Below are 18,730 nucleotides of genomic sequence, written 5' to 3' on the forward strand. Positions count from 1 at the left end.
CTACTGCCCGTACCAGTCCGCGACGGCCTCCATGTCTTCCTCGGAAAAAGTGCCGATGGCCTTGGCCATGATGTTGGCCCGGTGCCCACCGCGCTCGGCGCCGAGTTCGCTGAAGAGCTTGAGCTGCGTCAGCAGGTAATCCCTGTCCTGCCCGGCCAGCCGGGGGTAACTCGGATCGCCCGCCGGCCCATGGCAGGAGTCGCAGGCGGCGACATCTTCGCCGGGAATGCCGAGGCGAGCAATGTCGGCACCCCGCTGATTGCCTTCCGGCGCGACCTCGATCCCCAGCCCATAGCGCTCGGCAAGGCGGGTAATGGCGTCTTGATCCAGTTGCGCGGCCGCAGCCTTCATGGTGCCGCTTTCCCGCGAGCCCAGCCGGAAGGCTTCGAGCGCGTCCTCGATGTATGCCGGAGTCTGGATGTCAAGCCGCGGCAGGCCGGCGCCGCCGCCCTGCCCCTCCTCGCCATGACAATCCGCGCAGCGGGCCGAACCGGCCATGGCCTCGTATTCGGCAGCGCTCATCTGCGGCATGACCTTGAGAAAGGCCACCATGTCCCAGACCTCGTCATCGCGCTTTTGGCTGGGCCAGGCCGGCATGGCGGTGCGCCTGATGCCGTGCTTGACCGTGTAGAACAGCCTCGCGTCGGGCCGCCAGCGGTCCAACTGCTCCATCAGCAGCGGCGGCTGGGGCGAAAGGTCGGCGGCGAAGCGCTGCGGCGGCGCGGCCGGGCTGCCGTGGCAATCGGCGCAGACCATCTCGTAGTGGCCGGCCGCGCGCTCGACCATCAGTGGATCGTCCGTCGGCTCCACATGGAGGTCATAGCTGCGCAGGGCGATGGACTGGCGCGAGGCGAGGCGGAAGTAGAGGTCGGTCAGGTCCGACTGTTCCGGTTCGGCGGCGAAGTTGAGGATGCCGGTGACCGGCAAGAGCGCCAGGCCCAGCACGCCGAAGATGCCGCCGACGACATAGGGCTTGAAATCGTGCTTTTTCATGCCTGAGCCTCCCGGCGCAGCGCCCGCGCTACGAGAGAAAGTCCGCCGGCCAGATAGATCACGCCGCCGATCGCCAGCATGATGACGCCGCCCAATTGCTGGTCGGCCAGGCCGGAAAGGTCGAACAGCCCCTGATGCACATGGCTGAACATGGGCCGTGGAGCGAGGCCGAGCAGGGCACCGAGCAGGGTCATGTGCATGGAGGTGAAAAACAGCGACAGCGCACCGGCCAGGGCCGCCTGCATGCGGGTCTGTGCCGTGCTGGCCAGCGCCAGCACCCACACGGCAAGCGAGACGAGAAAGAAGCAGGCCTGTTCGATAGCAAGGACCCAGGGCATGCTCCGCGCCGCGTCGTGCAACGCCGGGGCATGCCAGCCCCAGACCACCACCAGGTCGACAAGGCTGATGACGATGGGCAGCATGATCTGCGAGGCTGGCAGCCGCTCGGCCACCATTGGCGCAAGACCAATGGCCACCAAGGGCACGCCGATACCCACCACCGTCATGTGAAGCGCCATATGGGCGGCAAAGCTCATCGGCACGAGGCCCGGCAGCGGACCCAGCCACGCCAGGGCCAGCACCAGCAATCCAACATAGAGAACGCTGCGATCACTCATCGGCAATTGGCCAAGTAGAGCATGGGAATGGCGACATAGAGCACGGCCACGGCTGACAGGACGCAGAGCATCAGTGCCACATGGCTAAGGAAGCGGTGTCGCTCCTCAGGCGTATTGTGCTCGAACTCGAAGTCGTTGTCGGTCACGCTGCGCGCCCGGACACGCCACAGCCGCCAGGTGGAAAGGCCGATGGCCGCCAGGGCCACCACGGTCGCGATGATGATGACGATGCGGGCATCGGCGAGTGGAGCGTCGCGCCCGAGTTTTTCGCAGTAGACCGCTCCATAGACGTAGCAGAACAGGAAATGGACCGACCAGATGATCGGCGAGGCGATCACCGTCCAGAGATCCGTGCCATGGCCGGTTTCCCTTTCGACTTCATCATGGGCGCGCTGGGGAGTACTCATGCCAGTAACGGAAAGCCTCCTATGACCAGAGCCGTCAGCAGCCCGCAGAAGGTGGTGAAATGCCAGTAGAGGGTGACGTTCCAAAGGTCCGCGTCATGGTCCGGGGTCAGCTTGCGGCAGATCGAGCGCGCCAGGCAGTAGGCCTGCATGATCATGCCGGCGGCGAAGTGCAGCACGATCCATACCGCAAGGGTCCAGACGATCGCTGGGTAGGAATGTGAGGTCGGATCGAGCCCGGTGAACCAAGGTCCGGCCAGAAGCGCTGCCCCCGCGGCCACGGCGCTGACGAGGCTGAGTCCGAGCAGCCACCGTGCCAGGATGGCATGCCCACGGCTGTTGACTATGCGAGCACCAAACGTGAGCCCCCAGGTCAGCAGCATGACGAGTCCGGCCAGCAGCGGCCATTGCCAGCCCGGACCGGTGACGCCCGGTGGCGGAAACTGCTCATGCACGGTCCAGAAGAAGAAGTAGCCGAACAAGAGCGCCAGATAGGCGGTGAGGTCACCTGTCATGGTGATGAACATGGCCCACCAGCCGGTGGAGCGCACGCCGGCGCTATAGAGCGGCAGGACGTGGCCGCCACCCACATCCTTGGTGGGCTTTTCCGGGATTTCGGCCGTGCCGGTCCACAGCCAGACAAGCACGGCAACGAGGAAAACCACGCCACCGGCCAGCGTCAGCCACCACAGGTGCCAGGTGGCGAAAATGAACACGGCACCGAGGCCGATCGCTGCAATCATCGGTAGCCAGCTCGGCCCGCCCACCCGCAGCACCTGCAGCGGTTGCGCGTCGAGCACCGAGGTCACCAGCGTTTCGCGTCTGCCTTCCCTGGCGTCGGCAAGGAGCCCCCTGCCCTCGTCGATTGTCGCCAGGAGGTTCTTGTCGTCCCACAGCGGATAGCGGCTGGTAATCTGGGGGATCGAGCGCATGCCCCAGCTCGGCGCCGGCACGGGTCCGGACCATTCCAGCGTTCCGGCATTCCAGACATTGCGCTTGGCATAGGGCTCCTTGCCCTTGGGGCGGACGCAGTCCCACACCATCACCAGGAAGCCGGCGGCGAAGATGAAGGCGCCCACGCTCGACACGAGGTTGAGCATGTCCCAGCCGCGCTCGGCGCTATAGGTGAAAACGCGCCGCGGCATGCCCAGCATGCCGGTCAGGTGCATGGGCAGGAATGTGATGTTGAAGCCGGCAAACATCAGCCAGAACGACCAGATGCCATAGGCGCGCGACAGCACCTTGCCGGTGACGAAGGGGTAGTAATACTGGATGCCGGCCATGACCGGAAACAGCATGCCCCCGATCAGCGTGTAGTGGAGGTGAGCGACGACGAAGTAGGTGTCGTGCACCTGGAAATCGAACGGCGCGACCGCGACCATGACCCCGGTGAGCCCACCCAGGATGAAGATGGCCAAGGCCCCCAGGCAGAACAGCATGGGCACGCTGCGCGTCACCCGCCCCATCATCACCGTGGCGATGAAGACGAAAATCTGGATGCCGGTGGGGATGGCGACAGCTTCAGAAGCGGCTGAAAAAAAGCCAAGCGAAATTGCCGGCAGGCCGGTGGTGAACATGTGGTGCACCCAAAGCCCGAAGCTCAGAAAGCCGGTGCCGAGCGCCGACAGCACGATCCAGGAATAGCCTGCGATGGGCCGTTGCGCGAAGGTCGGCACGATCATCGCCAGGAGCGCAATGGCGGGCAGGAAGATGATGTAGACCTCCGGATGCCCGAAAATCCAGAACAGGTGCTGCCACAGCAGCGGATCGCCACCGCGCGAGACGTCGAAGAACGGCCAGTCGAATACCCGCTCCAGCTCGAAGAGGACGTCGCCGGCGATCAGCGGCGGGAAGGCGAAAAGGATCATGCCGCCGACGATCAGCACATACCAGCCGTAGAGCGGCGTCAGGTTGATATGCATGCCCGGGGCGCGGCACTTGAGAACGCCCACGATCAGTTCCACCGCCGCGGCGATGGAGGCGACTTCGATGAAGCTCAGGCCCAGGAGCCAGATATCGGCGCCGATGCCGCTCTGCTCGGTGGAATAGGGCGGATACATGAACCAGCCCGCATCGGGCGCCGCGTTGAAAAAGATCGAGCCGCAAACAAAGACGCCGCCGATCACGAAGCACCAGAAGCCGAAGGACGAGAGCCGCGGAAACGGCAGGTCGCGTGCGCCCAGCATGGCCGGCAAAATCAGGATTGCCACCGCCTCGAAGATCGGCACGGCAAACAGGAACATCATCACCGTGCCATGCAGGGTGAACACCTGATTGTAGAGCGGAGCGGGCAGGAAGACGTTTTCGGGAAAGGCGAGCTGGAGGCGGATCAGGAGCGCCAGCACGCCGCCAAACATCATGAACAGGAATGACGCCGAGATATACCAGACGCCGATCGTGGAATTGTTCACGTCGGAGAAGTAGCGCAAACCTGTGGGCTGCTCCCACACCTTGGCAAGCTGCTCTTCTTCCTGGCGCTTGTCCTCGGTCATTTGAGCCCCATCAGAAAGGAAACGATTGCCTGCCGCTGCGCATCGTCGAGCGAAGCATAGTCGGGCATGCGCGCGTCGGGCTTGATATGCGAGGGCGCCACCAGCCAGTCCTCGAGCGCCTCAGGCGTCAACGGCAGCGTCGCCGCGGCCAAGCTGCGGCGGCTGGCAAAATGGGTGAGATCAGGCCCCACCGAGCCGGCTTCGCTGACGCCGCGCACGCGATGGCAGGCGCCGCAGCCAGCGGTGACGAAAACTTCGCTTCCCGCAGCATCGGCCGGTTGCGCCTGCCCGGTCAGCCAGGCTTCGAAATCGGCCACCGGGTGCACCATGGCTTCAAACGCCATATAGGCGTGCGAGGGGCCGCAGAACTCGGCGCACACGCCGCGGTAGACCCCGGCCTTCAGCGGTCGAAGGCGCAGGAGGTTGGTGCGGCCGGGAATGAGGTCCATCTTCCCGCCAAGCGCCGGAATCCAGAAAGAGTGGATGACGTCGGTACTGTTGAGGACGAACTCGACATTGGCGCCCACGGGCAGATGCAGCTCGTTGGCCGTTTCCACCCGCTGGCCGTCCGCCGTCTCATAGGCGAAGCGCCACCAATATTGCTCGCCGGTGACATGGACGCGCAGGTCGGCGTCCTCACTGCCTGCCCAGTTGGGCAGATAGGCGAGGCCGAAGACCAGCAGCGCCGCTAGGGTAACCGTAGGAAAGGCAACGCCGCCGTAGAAGATGAAGCGGTCCGCGAACTTCTCGCTTCTGGGTTTGCGCTTGCCAATGACGGCGTAGATGGCCGCGCCCATCACGACGCACCAGATGACGGCGGCGCCGATCGCCATGACCCAGAACAGCAGTGCCTGCCCTTCCGCCTGCTCGCCGGCGGGGTGGAGCATGCTCTGCTCGCCGTTGCAGCCTGCTAGCAGCGACGCCATCGCCAGGGCGCCACAGAACCGGAAAAAGGAAAAAGGCGCCCTGCCTGTCTCTCGCGTCATTAGCCCCCGCACGTTCGAGATATTTCGGGAACGCCATTGTCCCTGTCGAGTTCCTCCGGTTCACCGCCCCGCGACAGGAGACCGCATGCCGGCGCCGACCAGCTATTCAAGTGTGCAGATTTTTCTCCATTGGACCATAGCTGCGCTGGTGATTTTCCAGCTCACCGTCAACACCGGAATGCAGGCGGCCTTCAACGATCACGTGGACGGACGCCCGCCCGAGGAAATGGGCGCAGCTGTGCTCCACATCATTGTCGGCTCCATTATCCTGGCACTCGCTATTATCCGCCTGAGCATCCGCCACGTCCGGGGTGTTCCCGTCGCCCATGCCGACAACCCGGCCGTGGTCAACTGGCTGGGCCATGCAGCCCATATGCTGCTCTATGGCTTCATCTTCTTCATGCCGTTGACGGGGCTGGTGGCTTGGTTCGGTGGCCTAGAGTTTTCGGCAGAGCTGCACGAGCTGGGCCGGCTCCTCCTGATCCCGCTGGTAGTCCTTCATGCGCTGGGTGCGCTGGCCGAGCACTTCGTGTTCCACAACGATTCCCTGCGCCGCATGCTGACGCTCAACCGGGACAAGTAAGCGCCTCAGGGGGCGTTTTTCTGGACGATGCAATTGCCGCCCGCCGCCAGCAGCTGCTGGCAGAGCTGGTTCGCCTCGCCCCTGGTCTGCCGTCCGATCATTGCCGAAAAGCGCATGCTGTTGCCAAAGGCCGGGTTGCGGGCGCTGATCAGCATCAGTTCTTCCGCGCCGAGGACGGCACTGAACTCGGCCTTTGCGCGGTCGAAGCGCATGCGGGCGACGTCGGCAGAGGCGTTCTGTGCGATCAATACGCCCCAAGGCTGCCATTCCGCGGGACTGGCGACGAGGTTGGGTACGCTGACGGACCGCGCCATATCGAGGCAGGCCGCATGGAAATCGACGCCTTCGGCTAGCGTAAAGCTAACCTCCTGCGGTGGATTTGCTAGCCATGTGTCAACCGAATGACCGGTGACGATCATGACATAGGCGCGCGTTTCGGCAGGAAGCGGTCCGCCGCCGGCTGACACATAGCGCGAGATCCTTCCCTCCCCGCCATTATAGGCTGCAGCGGCAAGGCCGAGGTTGCCGAACTTGCCTTCGAGGAAGCGCAGGTATTCGGCGGAGCGTGCCAGTGCTTCGGCGGGATTGAATGGGTTGCCGAGGTTCCGCAACCGCGCCGTTCCCGGCATGAACTGGGCGATACCTTCGGCGCCCGCCGGACTGAGCGCCGCGGGATCAAAGCGGCTCTCCTGCCAGATCAGGCGGGCGAAGAAATCCGCTGGGAGGTTCCAGCGCTGGGCATAGAAGGACAGAGCGCTGCACACATCGCTGCGATAGCTGTCCTGGCTGATGCAGACATCCTGCCCCTCGATGGCATAGCAAGCCTGCCCCTCCGGCTCCTGTGCGAAGCCGGCCGGGGTAGTGGCGGCGCCAGCAAGCAGCACCAGCCAGCTCAGAAGCGTTGCTCGGATCAAGGGCGGCTCGGGTCGGTTTCAGTAACATGGAAGCCGCGGCACCTCGGGGCGCTGCGCCAATGCTCCAACCCGTAGCTCCGGCGCGAGTTCCCCCTCCAAGTCCTGTCAGTGATTGACGGCATCCTCGACCTAGTTGGTGGGCACCGATGCACTGGCATCGACAGTGGTCGCCTGGCTCGGCAAATAGACTTCCGTTGGCATTGAGGCTCCGGCCTCAGCAAATGTAGACCACCAATGCCGACGAGGATCAGCCTGTTCCCCTCCGATCACCACGTGACCAGAGGCGAGCGGTGCAGCCACGTGTCGGTCTTGACCTGATCAAGGACAAAGCCAGCGACGTCGCTGCGGGACACCGTTCCGCCGTGGAAACCCGCCAAATTTTCAAGTGCGCGCACTGAACCGCGTTTAGGCTTGTCATTGAGTATTGCTGGGCGCACCAGAGTCCAAGCCAGTCCACTCTCGCGAATAATGGTCTCTTGGCGGTCCTTGTCGGCGTAGACCTTGCGCAGCAGCAGGGGAAAGATCAGCCGGTCGAACACGAAGCCGCCATGGCCACGGCTGTCGCCAGCGCCGATGCCGCTTATAGCCACCAGGCGCGACACGTTTTCGGCCTGCATTGCTTCAACCAAGACCTGAGTTGCGGCCGAGAGAAGCCGTACCGCCTTGAAGGGGCTGGGCGGAGTGCCCAGCGCGCTCACAACCGCATCCTGGTCTTTGAGGGCCTTGCGAATGGCTGCGGCGTCACGCGCATCGCCCACGATCAGCCTTGCTCCAGCAAGACCTTGGCCTTTCTCGGCCGACCGCACGAGGGCCGTCACTTCATAGCCCCTGGCGACGGCCTCTTTGACGATCAGGCGCCCGGTGCCGCCGGTGGCGCCAAGCACCAGGATCCGCGTGGAGGTGTGTGCGTTGGTTGCTGTGCTCATGATAATGCTCCTGAACAGGACGGCCCATTGCGGGGATCCTATGTGATGAAAGTTGGTTAGGATTGCCGCTCAGGCCGAGACGGTTTCGGTGACGAATTCGCGATAGGTGCGCAGCGGGCGGCCGAGCATCTCCGTCAGACGTTCGAGGTCGCCTGGTTCAGGCCGCATGCCATCGGTCAGGAAGCGCTCGTTCATCAGGCGCATGTCAAAGGCCATCCAGTTCGGCATGAAACCGCGCAGGTTCTGCTCGTAGCCTTCCGTGTCGTCTCCACCATAGGCGACAGTCCGGCCCAAAATGTCCGACCAGATGCCGGCAACCTGTTCTCCCGACAGAGTCTCGGGGCCAACGAGACTGATGCGCGTCAGTGGCAGGGCCTCTGGCGCATTCTCGCGACGCAGCAACTCCAGCGCCGCGACTTCACCAATGTCGCGCGCGTCGATCATGGCGATGCCTTGATCGCCGATCGGCATGGGATAGACACCATAGGAAAGCAGGGCGTCCTTGATCAGCAGGTCATTGTTCATGAAATAGGCCGGCCGCAGGATGGTGGCGCCAAAGCCCATCTGTTCAAGCATGCGCTCGACCGCGAACTTGCCAGCGAAATGGGGCACGTTCACGTAGCCATCGCTGTGGATCACCGACAAGTAGACGACCCGGTCTACGCCAGCCGCGCGAGCGGCGTTGAGCGTCAGCAATGCCTGCGTCAGTTCATCGGGCGAAACGGCATTGAGCAGAAAGAGGGTCGAAACGCCGTCAAGCGCCTGACGGAGCGAGTCGATGTCGAGCATGTCGCCCTGCACCACCGAGACCCCAGCGGGAAAAGCGGCTTTGTTGGTGTCGCGGACAAGGACACGTATGTCTGCGCCGCGCTTGATGAGTTGGTCGACGACGTGACGGCCGACCGTGCCGTTGGCACCAGTTACGAGGATGGTCATGGGGATCACTCCGGGATTAAGAAGACACCCCGAATTTAGCGATCCACCTGATCGCCAATAGACGCTATATCTAGACCCATCGTCTCGTAGGTGGAACACATGGACCTGCTCGCTCTTGCCGACTTCAATCTGGTGGCGCGTCATGGTGGCTTCGGCAAAGCGGCCCGGGAGGCGGGTCGACCCAAGGCGACATTGTCCCGCCGGGTGAGCGAACTGGAGGCAAGTCTGCAGCTTCGCCTGTTCGAGCGCGGCGGCAGGGCGCTGAAGCTTACGGAGGAAGGACGGGCCTTGTTCGAAAGAACGGGCACCTTACTGACCGAACTCGACGAGGCCGCAGCGGCCATTGCTTCGGGCGGTGAAAATCCACGTGGTCGGCTGCGGATCAGCGCACCCTTGTTGTTTTCGCAGACGGCGATGGGGCGGTTGGCGGCCGAATTCGCCATGAAGTATCCGCAGGTCCAGCTGGAGGTCACAACCGACGATCGCCCCGTCGACATGATTGAGGAGGCCTATGACCTGGTGATCCGCGTCAATCCAGCCCCAGACGAAAGCCTCGTCGGCCGCGCCTTCCTTCATGACCGGCTGGTGATCGTTGCAAACCCGGCCCTCCAGCGCCCCACGGACGGGAGGCCCGTTCCTGCAGTGGTCCGGGTTTCGGGGGAGCGTGCGACGGCCTGGAAGCTTCGACCGGGCTCCGGCTCCGCCAGCCTTGCGGTCGACCCAATCCTGCAACTGTCGTCCTTGCCCATGGTCCGCGACGCCGTTCGCGCCGGCGCCGGCGTGGGGCGGCTGCCCATTTCCCTGGTCAGCCATGACCTGGCCGCAGGACGTCTGGTGCATTGGGGCGACGTCGATGTGCCCGAGATCAGCTTGTGGGCGCTCTACCCCTCGCGGCGGCTGCTAAGTGCCCGCGTCTCCGCGTTCCTCGAGCATCTGCGCCTGGCTTTTCCCAAAGGTGCTCCGGACGAACTGGCCGCCTATGTGGCCGGGTGATAGCGAGGCAAAACGGCCGCTGCATCTTGTGCACCGGCCGCATGATGTCTTGCTTGTCCAAACGGGTTAGGCACGTGGCGGCAGGAACTCGCTGTGAAAGCGTGCGGCATTGGCCAGCATGATGGCGCGACGCTCGGCAATGACCTCGGGCGTGGGTGGCGTCGGCGTGCTCGTGCGGGTCGGCAGCACTTCACCGACGAGCTTGAAGAATTCTTCCTGTCCGGCCGGCAGGCAGATGCAGAGGAAGCGGGCAGGCGTCGCGGAAACCACGCGGAAGCCATGCGGGGCATTGGCCGGAATGTTGACGGTATGTCCCGGACCCACATGATAAACCTCGTCCCGGAACGTCACCTCCAGCTCGCCTTCGAGAACATGGAAGATCTCCTCGAAATCGTGCCGGTGCGGCGGAGGGCCACCTGCCGGAACCAGCATGTCGATCATCGTGTACCGGCCGCCGGTCTGCTCGCCCGAAACGAGGATCGTATAGGTTCCGGCACCAACCCCCAGATGCGTCAGCCCTGCGTCATCGGCATGGACGATGGTGGCGCTGCGGGAAAGATCATCGGCGGGAAGGGTGTTGTTTGCGTCTGTTGCCTGGTTGCTCATGTCACATCTCCTTTGGACAAGAGCAAATCTAAGGCGCCACAGTCATGGGCGGGAGCCACGGAATTTGGACGGATCGTCTCGCCGGCGGAACGATAAGAGGAGCGCAATTTGGCCGATCCAGAACCGGTCACACTCTAAACGCGCTTCCCCGCAAGCCGATACCGACCGCGAAGAGGGTTAGGGCCCTGCAGCTGACGGACAGCTTAGGGTGGTGAAGGGAATGACCGCTTTTGGCTCCTAACCGAGCTAAGCAGACACCGGCTTCCCCCAACGCTGTCTTAGTGCGGATGGTGATCGAAGACATTCGGCTCTAGCCGGTGTGTGCATAAATGTTGATTGTCGCACCAAGCACTTCTCGCCCGCTCCAGTTGTTCACTGAGCATCGGCAATGTGCCAATCTTCAGTGAACGGGGAGCTGAACGCGTATGATAGTTTCCCAGACATATGGCTTGGCGCCCACCTTAGCCTGCCGGAGGGCCGCAAATGGATAGTGGTTCCGGGCATAGGCTGTGCACCACGTCATCAGCTAGGCTGCTGCGTTCACGCCTTCCGCTAGTCGCGGGAGTACAATAGTACGCCAGCCTGAACCCATGTTCTCGAATGCGAAGCGGTGCTGGGGGTTATCAAGGTCAAAGCCACGATGTTCCAGGAGCAGGACACAGCCTTCCTTCGCTGGCTTTGTGCTCCAATGCAATTCGAAGTCGCCAAAAGTGTAGGCTAATTTCTCGCCAGGATGCACTTCAATAACGCGGCAGGGAATTTGACCCCACTTGTCCATGTCCATTGTGAACTCGTGTCCGACAATCGGGGCGATTTCACCCGGTCGCCACCATTGTGCGATGCCGGATGGGGTCGAGATACGCTCCCAAACTCTCTCCGGCGATGCTGCGATCGGTTGTTCAACAACAACAGTCTGAAGGGTCATTTGTTTTCGTCCTCAATTTGACGAGCCAAGGTGTTCAGGCGCGTTTTCCAATAAGCCTCATAGGGTGCGAGCCAGGATCGAAGCTCAACGAGGGGTTGTGCATTGAGCGAATAGAACCTTTCACGGCCTGACTTTTTCTCGACCACCAGACCAGCCTGCCGCAGAATGCCGAGATGTTCAGACACAGCCGACCGACTCAAGTCGAACTGGACCGCAAGCGATCCTGCTGTTTTCTCTCCATCTAGAAGGATGGTGACGACCCGGCGGCGAACCGGGTGAGACAGGGCGGCGAAAACGGGTTCGGTGTTCATAAACTCATTATGTCGGAATTATCCGACATGTCAACTATGCCCGACACATTTTGCTGTTGGCTTGCGTCCTTGCGGCCAGCGATCGAGGGCCCGTAGTCTCACATCCCGATCTAAGTCGGCTCGCCTGCTTGGCTAACCCATGCAGCAGGGTGAAGAAGGAAGCACGTCCACCTGCTCGATTCTGTGCCGTTCCACACTGACGCTTCGGACCGAAGCCAATGACGACTGCTATTGAAAAACTTGAAAGTTAAACCGACGACGAAAACGGGTCGCAAGCGGCAATGACGAACGCATTTTTCAGAGCGCAAGCCAACCGTTGAGCTAGAACTCCGCCGCGGTCATTGACCGCTCAGGGAGCGAAACCTACTTCTCTGTGATGAGCAACCTCACAGCGACAATTCGGCGAGCTGAGCTGGACGACCTTCAGCAGCTTAATAACGTTATGTGCAGGGCATCCCTGGCGGTTGAGACGGGCGAAGTGCTTCAACAATTGTTGGACAAGCCCGAGTACCTGCAGCTCGATCCAGGGCTGATTACCAGCGGTCAGGTGATCTTGGCCGAGTGCGATGGCGTTCCCATAGGTTTCGCATCGTATCTTGTGTCTGGAAGCGCCGAGGCAGAACTCGACGGGATGTTCGTCGATCCGAAGTACTGGCGCCGGGGCGTCGGGCGCCTGCTTTTCGAGGCAGTCGAGCATCATCTCGTCGCTCGGCAGGCAGCCGGTATACGTGTCGTGGCAGGTGTACGGGCTGTCGAGTTCTACAAGTCCGTGGGTTTCTTGATTGCGGGCGAGGCGAAGACGGCGCTTGGACCAGTCGTTCCAGTCATGACCAAGGCTCTACCATAGTAGAGGTGCCCCATGCCGAGCATTGGGGCGGAAGTCCGTTTGGCGCCCCCCTTTCGGTCGTTCAAAGTGCCACTTCAATTTCCTGAAAGCAGTCGGTCCGCTTAGGTCCCGGCGGCACTTAGGGGTGGGAAGCGATGAAGCAGATTCCGGTTAGTACAAGGCTCAAGCAGTCTGTCTCGGACCTTGCGGCTAGCAAGAGGTTTATCTGTCCCCTAGAAGCTGCTTTAGGCTGACAACAGCACCGGCCCCGGCATGCCAACGTCCTTGACCGGCGGGCGCCCGAACATTCTGGCATATTCGCGCGAGAACTGCGTCGGGCTTTCATAGCCGACGCTATAGGCCGCGCTGGACACCGATTGCCGCTCGGCAAGCATGAGCCTTTTCGCCTCGATCAGGCGCAGGCGCTTTTGGAACTGCAACGGCGTCGTTCCGGTGATCGCCTTGAAGTGCAGGTGGAATGCCGAAACGCTCATGCCGACAGAACTGGCGAGATCGGCAACAACCAGCACCTGCTCGAATTTGCTGCGAATAACGGCAATGGCCTGCGCGATCCTTGCTGCATGGCTGTCGGCACTGGCCAGTTGGCGCAGCAGCGCGCCATGCTGGGCGAACAGCAGCCAGTAGTGGATCTCCGTCATCAGCAGGGGATGAAGAACCTGCGTGGCCTGTGGCTTCTCGAGCAATGAAAACAAGCGCCCCATCGCGTTGATAATGGCATCGTCCGCTTCCGCAGCCGAGATCGCTGGCGCGCCATGAGCGCTGGTTCCGGCCACCGGCTCGCGTGCAGCCAGCTCGCGGATCAAACCCATGTCAAGCTTGAGCGCCAACGCCACATAGGGGTGGTCCGCAGAGGCCTGGTTGATGCGCGTCTGTGTCGGAAGGTCGACACCCACGATCACAGAATGGCCCTTGGGAAAATCGACGATCTCGTCGCCCTGCAGAGCCTGTTTCCCGCCGTCCAGAACCAGGCAGAACAGCGGCTCGTAGAGTACCGGCGCAAACGCGGTGACGCTTCTATGGCGGGAGACGCCCAGGCGCGCAACGGCTGTTTGTTGGGGCTCTTCTCCCATCCCGCAGGAGTCGGCATAGGCAAGAACTTTTGCGGCAAGTGCGTCCAGCATGGCAAGCGTCTCCACAGGATCAGGCATGAGCCATATCGGCTTTCGGAGGCAAGTTCCAGATGAGGGTGGTGCAAGATTAGAGGAATAGGCATGCCCATTCGAGGATGTGGCAGGCGAGCGATGTTGGGCAGCGCTACTGAAGCTGCAGCCAAACATCGGAGCACAGCATGAACATCACCGGCAACACCATCCTGATCACGGGCGGCAATAGCGGCATCGGTCGCGCGCTTGCCGAAGCCCTCCTCGCCAAAGGCAACAACGTCATCGTCACCGGGCGCGACGCCACCAAGCTAGCCGCGGTCAAGGCCGCCAACCCGGCCATCCACACCCGTGAGCTTGATGTGGATGATGCTGCAGCCATTACGGATTTCTCGGCTCAAATCGTCGAGGAATTCCCCGAGCTCAACGTGCTCGTCAACAATGCGGGCATCATGCGTCCCGAAGACGTCAAGGCCAATGACAGGGCGACCGCTGAAGCAACGATAACCACCAACCTGCTGGCGCCGATCCGTTTGACCGCAGCCCTGCTGCAGCACCTGCTGTCCAGGCCGTCTGGCGCCGTGCTGACCGTTTCCTCGGGTCTAGCCTACCTGCCACGCGGGCCTTTTCCGACCTATTGCGCCACCAAGGCGGCGATCCATTCATATAGCCAGACCCTGCGTGTTCAGTTGCGCGGCACTGGACTCCAGGTGATTGAACTCGTGCCGCCCTATGTGCAGACCGAATTGACCGGCAAGCAGCAGGCCAGTGATCCCAACGCCATGCCTCTCGACGACTATATCTCTGAAACCCTCACCCTGCTCGAGCAGCAGCCCAATGCGGAAGAGATCATCGTACAGCGTGCCAGCTTCCAGAGGTTCGCAGAGCGCGAAGGGCGTTACGCGGAGTCGTTTGCTCGCCTGAACGGCTGATCCACCTGCGCAAACCAGAAAGGTTGGCCCAGGGCTTCATGCCACAGCCAACCTGAACCTCCTAGTCGCAGACTACGCGAGGGGTAGAAGAAGACTTTCTTGGGCAACCTCGGTGCAGATCGCTAGAGTTCCTGCCCCGGGGAACTCAAGCGGCTCCATTGAAAAACTCAACAATTATCGCCGATCCATTTCGGCAGCGAGAGCTATGGCCTAGCGCTTGTCGCAGCGACCAGTGCAAACGGCGGTCGGCAACCATAGCCTGCGTCATCGACAGCCAGGCCGAGTTGTTGCGCTTCGTAGGGAATTTGATGCGCTTTCGTTGGGACTGCATAGCGTTGCGCCTTGGGCACAGGCGGCGCTCACAAAGCTGCGAGTGATTGCTCCCGTTAAGGTTTGCAGTTTATTGCTGGGCAGCGCTGAAATGGTGCGTCGGGAGACGAAAAGCCTGACGCGTCCCGTTGCAGCGTAGCCGTGCATGGAGCTCAGATGAACAAGATCCTGGTGTCTGTCGTGGCCCTCGTGGCCGGTCTTGGCAGTGTGTTGCCCGCCGTGGCCCAGGAGGTTGCGGGGCTGGCCGCGAGCCCGGTGGTGATCGCGCCGCCGCAGTCGCCGCTGGCCGAGATCATCAAGCAGAACCTGTCGCGGGCCTATGGCACCGCCGGCGAGAACAGCGCCGCCTATTCCGAGGCGCAAAAGCTCTATTTCCTTTATGGCAGCCGGCACTTCGAGCCCATCTGGCTGGACACCGCGGCCAATGGCGACGTGACGTTTTCACCTGCGGCCGAAAAGATCCTCAAGCTGTTCGAGGCAGCCGAAAGCGAGGGCCTGCGGCCGTCGGATTATTTGAGTCCCAGCCTCGATCCCAAGGCGGCCAAGGGCGACGCCGCCCGCCAGGCGGCGCTCGAGACCGAGTTTTCCGCCGCCACCCTGCGCTATGCCACCCATATCCATACCGGTCGCATCCGGCCACAGTCGGTGGACAAGCTGCTCGACATCGAGCCCAAGCAACTCGACGGCGCGGCCCTTCTGACCCAGCTTGCCTCCAGCGCCGATCCGGTGGCCGTGCTTGCGGCACTCGAGCCGACCCATCCTGAATTCCTGGCGCTCAAGCAGGCGCTGGCGACGTTCGCCGACAAGGCCGATGACAGACCGTTGCAGATTGCTGCCGGTCCGAGCCTCAAGCCCGGCATGAGCGACCCGCGCGTGCCGGCGCTTCGCACACGGCTCGAGCTGCCGCCCGTGGATGGCCTCGTCTATGACGATGCACTGGTGGAAGCCATGAAGGCGTTCCAGGCGACGCAGTCCCTGGATGTCGACGGCGTCATGGGCCCGGCAACGCTGACGGCCCTCAACGGCGGCGTGCCGGTCACCAAGGCTGACATCATCGCCAACATGGAACGCTGGCGCTGGATGCCGCGGGAGCTCGGCGCCTTCAACGTCTTCGTCAACATTCCCGAATTCCGCCTCGCGATCAACCGCGATGGGCAGGAAGAATATACGACGCGCGTGGTGGTCGGCACGACCAAGAACCAGACGCCGGTCTTTTCCGACAATATCCGGCACCTGGTGGTCAATCCGTACTGGAACGTGCCCTCGTCCATCATCAAGGGCGAGATCGCGCCGGCCGTGTTGCAGAACCCAGCCTATATCGACAACCAGAACATGGACCTGCTCTACCAGGGCGAGCCGGTGAGCCCCTGGCAGGTCAACTGGAGCATGGTCAGCACCAGCAACTTCCCCTTCCGGGTGCGCCAGCGCCCCGGCGCGGGCAATGCGCTGGGCCAGATCAAGTTCCTGTTCCCCAACAAGCACGACGTCTACCTGCACGACACGCCGTCCAAGTCGCTGTTCTCGCGCTCGGCACGGGCCTTCAGCCATGGCTGCGTGCGCGTGGAAAACCCGATGGAATTTGCCGACGCGCTGATGGCCAATGAGCCCAACATCTCGCGCGCTTCGCTCGAGGCCATGTTCGGTTCGCAGGAACGCTGGGTAAATCCCGAGACGCAGATCCCCGTCCACCTTGCCTATTTCACCCTGCGGGTCGGCAGCGATGGTGCGCTCAAGTCCTATGGCGACGTCTATGGCCACAATGCCAAGCTGATCGAGGCCATGGGGCTGGCCGCGCCCACGATCGCGCCCGAGATCATTGCCGAAGTAAATGCCGTAGTTGACGAGCTCTCCCCCTGACGGGAGGTCCCGGTTAATCCGCTGTTTACAATTTCGCCTTGGTTGCGCCGCCTTTTGTCCACTATGATCCTTCCCGGACGGGCTCCGGCAGCTGCTTGAGAACTTGTTAGCGTTAATCAAATCGATCGATTTTAGCGCTAAGGTCTGACGACAACTGGCATCAACCGGGCAGAGTTTGGCGTGACGGGGACATCCTTTTTGAAACAGCACCAATTCGTGCGGCTTCTGATGGCCGTCCTGTTGAGCATCACCGTCATCCTGCCCCAGGCGACGACCGGCGCCGCTGCCGCCTCGGAACGGGCGCTCTACCTCTACTATACCCATACCAAGGAAACGGCCCGCATCGTCTTCAAGCGCAACGGGCAGTATGTCCAGTCCGGGCTCAGTGAGCTCAATGTCTTCCTGCGCGACTGGCGCCGCAACGAGCCGGCCCGCATGGACCCGCGCCTGTTCGACCTGGTGTGGGAAGTCTACCAGGAAGTCGGCGCCAGCCAGCCGATCAACGTCGTTTCCGCCTACCGCTCGCCCCAGACCAATGCGATGCTGGCCAAGACCTCGGCCGGCGTGGCCGACAATTCCCAGCACATGCGCGGCACCGCGATGGATTTCTTTATTCCCGGCGTGCCGCTGGCCAAGCTCCGCGCGGTGGCCATGCGCAAGCAGTTCGGCGGCGTCGGCTACTACCCCACCTCGGGCAGCCCCTTCGTGCATCTCGACGTCGGCTCGGTGCGGGCCTGGCCGCGCATGACCCGCGCGCAACTCAAGGAAATTTTCCCCGACGGCCGCACCATGCATCTCCCGACCGATGGCAAGCCGCTGTCACAGGAGGGCTACCAGATTGCCATGGCCGAGTGGAAACAGTGCCACCGCTATCCCTGCGACGGCGGCTCCTCCGGCACACGCGTTGCCGAAGGCGGCAGCGGCAAGTCGCTGATGGACATGTTCTTTGGCGGCGGCAACAACCAGCGCCCTGCCGCAGCACCAGCGGCGGCAGCACCGGCGCCCGCCCCGGTTCAGGTCGCAAGCGTCGCGCCTGAAGCCACGACCCCCGTTGCGGCACCCATGCCGGCCATGCGACCGGCAGCCTTTGGCGGCGTCATGGCGCCTGTCGAAGCGCCCGCGGCAACTGCCGCCGAAGCCATTCCATTCTCCACCACCGGCAGCGCTCCGCTCGACCCATCCGAACTGGTGACGGTGGCCTCTGCCCCTGTTCCGGCCACCAAGTCCGAGCGCCTGCGCGTTGCGACCGCCTCGGCCCTGCCGGCGGGCGATGCCGTGACCGCCCTTGCGGCGCTGACCGCTCCGGTGCCGCAGCCGCGCCTGATCATGACTGCGCCCGAAAAGCCCGAGACCATGACGGCCTACCTCGCGCCCCTGGCACAGGATGAATCGGCCCAGCGCGCGCTGGAAACGATCATCGAAGGCGCCGGCGCGACATCCGTGCCGCCTGCTCCGGCAACGCGCCAGGCCATCCTGCCGCCGCTGACCGGCGCCTCTGGCCTGCGCACCGCCTCGCTCGGCGGCAGCATGCCCTCTGCGCCAACCGTGACCGATCTCTTCAGCAGCACCTTCAGCGCTGCCCAACAAAACGAGCCTGTAGCCGAAGCCCTTGCCCAGCACATTGCCAAGCGTCCCGTCGCCGGCGACATGCGCAAGCCGGAGATGGTCGCCCCCGACTTCGAGCATGTGGCCGATGTCCTGACCATTCCCGAGCCACTGGCGACGGACCGTTTCGCCACCATCTGGGATCGTGACGAAGCCGATTTCGATCCCACGGCCGAAATGGGAAAGTATGTGACGGTGATGGGCGTAGGCGATGCACCAGCCGAGTTGTCCCACACCCAGTTTGTCACCGCAAAGCCGATCGCAACAGCGGCCAACTAGCCGCCGCAATTCAGGCGACTTGCTCCGCTAGCACCACCTGACGATGCCGCCAGGTGGGAGCACGCTTGTTGCAATGCCCCTGCCCGCGGCCTAA

Annotated in this window: 18 protein-coding genes; 6 read left to right on the plus strand and 12 right to left on the minus strand. The window is 62.7% G+C overall.

Annotated features, from left to right (window positions below):
* From VIL88_RS05185 to coxB, 5 genes are read right to left on the minus strand one after another with little or no spacing between them, the layout of a single operon-like run.
* A complete protein-coding gene (locus VIL88_RS05185) occupies nucleotides 1-993 on the minus strand; it encodes a c-type cytochrome (RefSeq protein WP_331986698.1) in 993 nt (330 codons plus the stop codon).
* Entirely contained in the window at nucleotides 990-1,610 is a 621-nt protein-coding gene (locus tag VIL88_RS05190; protein WP_331986700.1) for a cytochrome c oxidase assembly protein, read from the minus strand. The genes VIL88_RS05185 and VIL88_RS05190 overlap by 4 nt, the downstream gene beginning before the upstream one ends.
* Nucleotides 1,607-2,017, minus strand: a complete 411-nt coding sequence (locus VIL88_RS05195; RefSeq protein WP_331986701.1) for a hypothetical protein — start codon at nucleotides 2,015-2,017, stop codon at nucleotides 1,607-1,609. The genes VIL88_RS05190 and VIL88_RS05195 overlap by 4 nt, the downstream gene beginning before the upstream one ends.
* Complete coding sequence (ctaD, locus tag VIL88_RS05200; protein ID WP_331986703.1) at nucleotides 2,014-4,506, minus strand: cytochrome c oxidase subunit I; 2,493 nt, start codon at nucleotides 4,504-4,506, stop codon at nucleotides 2,014-2,016. Before ctaD ends, VIL88_RS05195 begins: the two co-directional genes overlap by 4 nt.
* Nucleotides 4,503-5,393, minus strand: coding sequence for a cytochrome c oxidase subunit II (gene coxB, locus VIL88_RS05205; RefSeq protein ID WP_331986704.1), 891 nt, complete (start codon nucleotides 5,391-5,393; stop codon nucleotides 4,503-4,505). Before coxB ends, ctaD begins: the two co-directional genes overlap by 4 nt.
* A 184-nt stretch (nucleotides 5,394-5,577) precedes the next feature.
* On the opposite strand from coxB, the gene VIL88_RS05210 reads away from it, so the two are divergent.
* Entirely contained in the window at nucleotides 5,578-6,075 is a 498-nt protein-coding gene (locus tag VIL88_RS05210) for a cytochrome b (protein WP_331986705.1), read from the plus strand.
* A gap of 5 nt (nucleotides 6,076-6,080) precedes the next feature.
* Here VIL88_RS05210 and VIL88_RS05215 read toward each other — a convergent pair whose 3' ends face one another.
* The 3 genes from VIL88_RS05215 to VIL88_RS05225 form a co-directional block, all read right to left on the minus strand.
* A complete protein-coding gene (locus VIL88_RS05215) occupies nucleotides 6,081-6,989 on the minus strand; it encodes a lytic transglycosylase domain-containing protein (protein WP_331986707.1) in 909 nt (302 codons plus the stop codon).
* Nucleotides 6,990-7,255: 266 nt separating this feature from the next.
* Nucleotides 7,256-7,915 carry an SDR family oxidoreductase gene (locus VIL88_RS05220; RefSeq protein WP_331986709.1) on the minus strand — a complete coding sequence of 220 codons (660 nt, stop codon included), beginning with the start codon at nucleotides 7,913-7,915 and terminating at the stop codon, nucleotides 7,256-7,258.
* A gap of 69 nt (nucleotides 7,916-7,984) precedes the next feature.
* Nucleotides 7,985-8,851 carry an NmrA/HSCARG family protein gene (locus VIL88_RS05225; RefSeq protein WP_331986710.1) on the minus strand — a complete coding sequence of 289 codons (867 nt, stop codon included), beginning with the start codon at nucleotides 8,849-8,851 and terminating at the stop codon, nucleotides 7,985-7,987.
* A 99-nt stretch (nucleotides 8,852-8,950) separates the two neighbouring features.
* On the opposite strand from VIL88_RS05225, the gene VIL88_RS05230 reads away from it, so the two are divergent.
* Nucleotides 8,951-9,844: a LysR family transcriptional regulator gene (locus tag VIL88_RS05230; protein ID WP_331986712.1), complete on the plus strand. Its 894-nt coding sequence runs from the start codon at nucleotides 8,951-8,953 to the stop codon at nucleotides 9,842-9,844.
* Nucleotides 9,845-9,910: 66 nt separating this feature from the next.
* On the opposite strand, the gene VIL88_RS05235 is transcribed toward VIL88_RS05230, so the two are convergent.
* The 3 genes from VIL88_RS05235 to VIL88_RS05245 all read right to left on the minus strand — a co-directional run bounded on the left by VIL88_RS05235 (nucleotide 9,911) and on the right by VIL88_RS05245 (nucleotide 11,686).
* The gene (locus VIL88_RS05235; RefSeq protein WP_331986713.1) at nucleotides 9,911-10,450 is read right to left on the minus strand and encodes a cupin domain-containing protein; all 540 of its coding nucleotides are present in this window, start codon (nucleotides 10,448-10,450) and stop codon (nucleotides 9,911-9,913) included.
* A gap of 526 nt (nucleotides 10,451-10,976) precedes the next feature.
* Nucleotides 10,977-11,375: an SRPBCC domain-containing protein gene (locus VIL88_RS05240; protein WP_331986714.1), complete on the minus strand. Its 399-nt coding sequence runs from the start codon at nucleotides 11,373-11,375 to the stop codon at nucleotides 10,977-10,979.
* Nucleotides 11,372-11,686, minus strand: coding sequence for a metalloregulator ArsR/SmtB family transcription factor (locus VIL88_RS05245; RefSeq protein WP_331986716.1), 315 nt, complete (start codon nucleotides 11,684-11,686; stop codon nucleotides 11,372-11,374). The genes VIL88_RS05240 and VIL88_RS05245 overlap by 4 nt, the downstream gene beginning before the upstream one ends.
* A 376-nt stretch (nucleotides 11,687-12,062) precedes the next feature.
* On the opposite strand from VIL88_RS05245, the gene VIL88_RS05250 reads away from it, so the two are divergent.
* Nucleotides 12,063-12,533 carry a GNAT family N-acetyltransferase gene (locus VIL88_RS05250; RefSeq protein WP_331986717.1) on the plus strand — a complete coding sequence of 157 codons (471 nt, stop codon included), beginning with the start codon at nucleotides 12,063-12,065 and terminating at the stop codon, nucleotides 12,531-12,533.
* Nucleotides 12,534-12,757: 224 nt separating this feature from the next.
* On the opposite strand, the gene VIL88_RS05255 is transcribed toward VIL88_RS05250, so the two are convergent.
* Nucleotides 12,758-13,681, minus strand: coding sequence for an AraC family transcriptional regulator (locus VIL88_RS05255; protein ID WP_331986719.1), 924 nt, complete (start codon nucleotides 13,679-13,681; stop codon nucleotides 12,758-12,760).
* A 140-nt stretch (nucleotides 13,682-13,821) separates the two neighbouring features.
* Here VIL88_RS05255 and VIL88_RS05260 point away from each other — a divergent pair, with 140 nt between their 5' ends.
* From VIL88_RS05260 to VIL88_RS05270, 3 genes are all read left to right on the plus strand, one after another.
* The gene (locus VIL88_RS05260) at nucleotides 13,822-14,565 is read left to right on the plus strand and encodes an SDR family oxidoreductase (protein WP_331986720.1); all 744 of its coding nucleotides are present in this window, start codon (nucleotides 13,822-13,824) and stop codon (nucleotides 14,563-14,565) included.
* A 486-nt stretch (nucleotides 14,566-15,051) separates the two neighbouring features.
* Nucleotides 15,052-16,752, plus strand: a complete 1,701-nt coding sequence (locus tag VIL88_RS05265; protein ID WP_331986721.1) for a L,D-transpeptidase family protein — start codon at nucleotides 15,052-15,054, stop codon at nucleotides 16,750-16,752.
* A 198-nt stretch (nucleotides 16,753-16,950) separates the two neighbouring features.
* On the plus strand, nucleotides 16,951-18,636 hold the full coding sequence (locus VIL88_RS05270) for a DUF882 domain-containing protein (RefSeq protein ID WP_331986723.1): 1,686 nt from the start codon (nucleotides 16,951-16,953) through the stop codon (nucleotides 18,634-18,636).
* The last annotated feature ends 94 nt before the right edge of the window (nucleotides 18,637-18,730 follow it).

The sequence above is a fragment of the Devosia sp. genome, assembly GCF_036563435.1.
GTDB lineage: Bacteria > Pseudomonadota > Alphaproteobacteria > Rhizobiales > Devosiaceae > Devosia.

Bases quoted from the DNA above. Each gene is read 5' to 3' on its own strand.
- VIL88_RS05185 (WP_331986698.1), bottom strand. From the start codon at position 993: ATGAAAAAGCACGATTTCAAGCCCTATGTCGTCGGCGGCATCTTCGGC.
- VIL88_RS05190 (WP_331986700.1), bottom strand. From the start codon at position 1,610: ATGAGTGATCGCAGCGTTCTCTATGTTGGATTGCTGGTGCTGGCCCTG.
- VIL88_RS05195 (WP_331986701.1), bottom strand. From the start codon at position 2,017: ATGAGTACTCCCCAGCGCGCCCATGATGAAGTCGAAAGGGAAACCGGC.
- ctaD (WP_331986703.1), bottom strand. From the start codon at position 4,506: ATGACCGAGGACAAGCGCCAGGAAGAAGAGCAGCTTGCCAAGGTGTGG.
- coxB (WP_331986704.1), bottom strand. From the start codon at position 5,393: ATGCTCCACCCCGCCGGCGAGCAGGCGGAAGGGCAGGCACTGCTGTTC.
- VIL88_RS05210 (WP_331986705.1), top strand. From the start codon at position 5,578: ATGCCGGCGCCGACCAGCTATTCAAGTGTGCAGATTTTTCTCCATTGG.
- VIL88_RS05220 (WP_331986709.1), bottom strand. From the start codon at position 7,915: ATGAGCACAGCAACCAACGCACACACCTCCACGCGGATCCTGGTGCTT.
- VIL88_RS05225 (WP_331986710.1), bottom strand. From the start codon at position 8,851: ATGACCATCCTCGTAACTGGTGCCAACGGCACGGTCGGCCGTCACGTC.
- VIL88_RS05230 (WP_331986712.1), top strand. From the start codon at position 8,951: ATGGACCTGCTCGCTCTTGCCGACTTCAATCTGGTGGCGCGTCATGGT.
- VIL88_RS05235 (WP_331986713.1), bottom strand. From the start codon at position 10,450: ATGAGCAACCAGGCAACAGACGCAAACAACACCCTTCCCGCCGATGAT.
- VIL88_RS05240 (WP_331986714.1), bottom strand. From the start codon at position 11,375: ATGACCCTTCAGACTGTTGTTGTTGAACAACCGATCGCAGCATCGCCG.
- VIL88_RS05245 (WP_331986716.1), bottom strand. From the start codon at position 11,686: ATGAACACCGAACCCGTTTTCGCCGCCCTGTCTCACCCGGTTCGCCGC.
- VIL88_RS05250 (WP_331986717.1), top strand. From the start codon at position 12,063: ATGAGCAACCTCACAGCGACAATTCGGCGAGCTGAGCTGGACGACCTT.
- VIL88_RS05255 (WP_331986719.1), bottom strand. From the start codon at position 13,681: ATGCCTGATCCTGTGGAGACGCTTGCCATGCTGGACGCACTTGCCGCA.
- VIL88_RS05260 (WP_331986720.1), top strand. From the start codon at position 13,822: ATGAACATCACCGGCAACACCATCCTGATCACGGGCGGCAATAGCGGC.
- VIL88_RS05265 (WP_331986721.1), top strand. From the start codon at position 15,052: ATGAACAAGATCCTGGTGTCTGTCGTGGCCCTCGTGGCCGGTCTTGGC.